The sequence below is a fragment of the Neisseria sp. P0001.S005 genome, from assembly GCF_051963715.1.
On sequence record NZ_JBQCTZ010000273.1, the window covers coordinates 1 to 3822 of the forward strand.

The window sequence follows — 3822 nt, forward strand, 5'->3', positions numbered from 1 at the left end:
GCAGGGCAGGAAGCGTGGACTTTGTGTTTTTCTCCCGAACTTTTCCTCAAAATCGATTCAGACGGCCTGATCACAACCGAGCCGATGAAAGGCACTGCGCCGATTCTTCATGACGGACAAGATGAACGCCGTGCCGTTGAATTGCAAAACGACCCGAAAAATCGCGCCGAAAATGTGATGATTGTCGATTTATTGCGCAACGACCTCGGCAAAATTGCGCAAACGGGCAAAGTACGCGTGCCTGAACCGTTTAAAGTTTCCCGTTTCGGCAGTGTTTGGCAGATGACCAGTGCCATCGAGGCGCAGGCGCTGCCTGATGTTTCGGTTGCCGATATTCTCCGTGCGGCCTTCCCATGCGGCAGTATTACCGGCGCGCCCAAACGCATGAGTATGCAGATTATTGAGTCTCTTGAATCCGAACCGCGCGGTTTGTACACAGGCAGCATCGGCTTTTTGCATCCGTGCGATACGGGTTTGGGATTTGAAGGCGTATTTAATGTCGTGATTCGTACCTTATCCCTGAAGCCGGTTTCAGACGGCCTTTATCAAGGTGTTTATGGCGTGGGTTCAGGGATTGTGATTGATAGCGATCCTGAAGCCGAATATCGCGAGTGCGGTTGGAAAGCGCGTTTCCTCAATGACTTGCGGCCTGATTTTGGTATTTTTGAAACCATGCGCGTGGAAGACAAACAATGCCGTTTGCTCGATTTGCACTTAGGCCGTCTGAACTGCTCGGCACAAGCGCTCAACCTGACTTGGCCTCAAAATGCGGCAGAGCAAATCCAACACTATATAGATGCGTTACCAAGCGGGTTATTTAGAGTCAAAGCTGCTTTGTTTTCAGACGGCCTTGCATTGAGCCATGCGGCTGTTTCTGAATTGGATGGGAAACAATACGTTATCTTGAGTGAACACGCATTAAGCCAACGCGATTATCTGCGCCGTTTTAAAACCACACGCCGTGAAATTTTTGACCAAGCATGGAAAACGGCAGAAGGGCAGGGCGCATTTGACAGTCTGCTTTTTAATTCAGACGGCCTTTTGTTAGAGGGTGGAAGAAGCAATGTGTTCGTCAAATATCAAGGACAATGGCTCACGTCGTCTTTGGATTTGGATATTTTGAACGGGGTAATGCGCCAAGCGGTATTGAGGCAACCGAAGTTATATTTAGGTGCGGATACAATCAAGGAAACCCACATCACGCGCGCTATGTTCGAAAATGCGGAAGAAATCCGCTTGAGTAACGCTTTAAGGGGCGTGTTTGCGGTTTCGCTCCGTAAATAAATGGCAATAGTCAAATCATCGTGATTCAAATTGTCGTAAAGCGGCAATATCCGATAGAATACGTCATTTCAACAATGAGGCCGTCTGAAAGGGAAAACAATATGGCAAAAGCAAAAGTTGGATTGGGACGCGGTTTGGATTCGCTGATTTCCAATGCAGTGGACAGCAGTAGTAGCGACCGCCTGACAACGGTTGCCATCGCCGATATTCAGCCCGGCCGCTATCAGGCGCGTGTGCAAATTGATGATGAAGCTTTGCAGGAATTGGCCGATTCCATTAAAGCGCAAGGCATTATCCAGCCTGTTATCGTACGCGAACGTGGTCTGTCTCAATATGAATTGATTGCCGGCGAACGCCGTTGGCGCGCTTCCCAGTTAGCCGGTTTGACCGAAATTCCCGTCGTTATCAAAACCATTAGCGACGAAACCGCGTTGGCCATGGGTTTGATTGAAAACCTGCAACGTGAAAACCTCAATCCGATTGAAGAAGCTCAAGGTTTGAAACGTCTCGCCGACGAATTTGGCCTGACTCATGAAACCATCGCAAAAGCCGTCGGTAAAAGCCGTAGTGCCATCTCCAACAGCCTGCGCCTGTTGAGCCTGCCTGAGCCGGTTCAGGAAATGCTTTATCAACGCCGTCTGGAAATGGGTCATGCCCGTGCGTTGCTGACCTTGCATGTGGTTGACCAATTGGAGTTGGCGCAAAAAGCCGTCAAAAACGGTTGGTCGGTACGCGAAGTAGAACGTCGCAGTCAGTTGGCGCATCAAAAAGCCAAACCGGAAGCAGCCAAAACCATCAGTCCAGATATCCGCCGTATCAATGATGCCCTGACCGAGCGTTTGGGTGTCAATGCCGAAGTCAAAACCAGCAATCAGAAAAAAGGCAAAATCGTACTGCATTTTGATACGCCGGAAACATTTGAATACTTGCTGAAGCAGTTGGGTATCAATCAAGAGTTTTAACGGTTTTATAAACAGGCCGTCTGAAAAAAATTTCAGACGGCCTGAATTTTTGATAAAAAGACTGGTCGTACAGATGCTTACAATACAAATCAAAATCTTCTATAAAATCTGTGTAGCAACATGTAATTTGTGTTAAACTCCGTTCCTGCAAAGATTTGTTTTATATGTGTTAATCATTTATCTGTGAAAGGTTCACAAAGATTAACATATTGCTTGACGTTAACAAACTTCTTGATTATATTAATTTGCCTTGCGTTTTGGGGTGTGAAGTACAATGAATCGGATAGTCCCATTGCAAGTGATTGTATTGTTAATAATTTCAGTTGTTTGTGCGTTATTCTCCGGATTGCCCGGCCTCCTCTCTGCTTTGGCGGGAGGATTTTCGTACATTTTGCCTACCCTTGTTGCAGTTTTACTTTTAAAGTTTTCCCGACGAAATCCCGATCTGCAAAGTTCAATGTTTGTCGGTGGAGAGGTTTTAAAAGTAGTGCTGTCGCTGGTATCTATGTCGGTCGTTTTTGCGATATGGCATCAATCGCTGGTATTTTTCCCATTCTTATTGGGGTTACTCAGCGTCAGTCATTTGGTTTTTTTAGTATTGTTGAGAGTGAAACACTATGGCAGGTGAAACTATGACCGCTGCCGACTACATCAAGCACCACTTGCAAAGCTTGACCAGTTTGTCGGATGTTACTCAGGGTCAAGGACTGAAAAACATCGCTGATTTTTCGTTCATTAACCTTGATGCAATCTTTTTTGCCGTTCTGTTGGGCGTAATCGGCAGCTTCCTTTTGTGGCGTGGAGCCAAAAAAGCAACGGCTGGCGTACCCGGTCGTTTTCAGGCGGCTGTTGAAATTCTGTTCGAATTCGTGGATAACATGTGTAAGAGCATTATTCATAACGAACAATCGCGTAAAGCTGTTGCGCCTTTAGGCTTGACTCTGTTTGTCTGGATTTTCTTGATGAACGCCATGGATATGTTGCCAGTTGATTTGCTGCCAATGGTATGGCAAGGCGTTACCGGTAATCATCACGCACTGTTGCGTGTCGTACCGACTGCTGACTTGAATACCACTTTGGCTCTGGCAATTGGCGTATTGTTGGTATGTATTTATTACAATATCAAAATCAAAGGCTTTGGCGGTTGGATTCACGAATTGTTCAGTGCGCCTTTTGGTCCGATGCTTGCTCCGGCCAACTTCTTGTTGAACTTGGTAGAGTTCTTGTCCAAAACCGTATCCCACGGTATGCGGTTGTTTGGTAATATGTATGCCGGTGAGCTGGTGTTCTTGCTGATTGCTTTGTTGGGTGGTGCATGGGCATCAACCGGCAGTATCGAAACTTTGGATCCAATTTTATTTGTGTTCCACCTGATTGCCGGTTTGGCTTGGGCGATTTTCCACATTTTGGTTATCACCTTGCAGGCATTTATTTTCATGGCGTTGGCGTTCGTATATATCGGACAAGCGCATGATGCACACTAATCAAGTAGTTTTTTCGTAGTTTGTTTTTTGTAGTTTAACCTTTACTATTTTAAGGAGTTTAAAAATGGGTTTGATTGCTATCGCATGTGGTT

Annotated in this window: 4 protein-coding genes; all 4 read left to right on the forward strand. The window is 46.1% G+C overall.

The window, feature by feature from the left end; all coding sequences use genetic code 11:
- A partial coding sequence (locus ACTHSP_RS18645; protein WP_440346649.1) for a chorismate-binding protein occupies positions 1–1284 on the forward strand: 1284 nt, incomplete at its 5' end.
- 101 nt (positions 1285–1385) lie between these two features.
- Positions 1386–2246: a ParB/RepB/Spo0J family partition protein gene (locus ACTHSP_RS18650; protein WP_440346650.1), complete on the forward strand. Its 861-nt coding sequence runs from the start codon at positions 1386–1388 to the stop codon at positions 2244–2246.
- 274 nt (positions 2247–2520) lie between these two features.
- The gene (locus tag ACTHSP_RS18655; RefSeq protein ID WP_081451150.1) at positions 2521–2874 is read left to right on the forward strand and encodes an ATP synthase subunit I; all 354 of its coding nucleotides are present in this window, start codon (positions 2521–2523) and stop codon (positions 2872–2874) included.
- Positions 2864–3730 carry a F0F1 ATP synthase subunit A gene (gene atpB / locus ACTHSP_RS18660; protein ID WP_440346651.1) on the forward strand — a complete coding sequence of 289 codons (867 nt, stop codon included), beginning with the start codon at positions 2864–2866 and terminating at the stop codon, positions 3728–3730. The genes ACTHSP_RS18655 and atpB overlap by 11 nt, the downstream gene beginning before the upstream one ends.
- Positions 3731–3822: the final 92 nt, after the last annotated feature.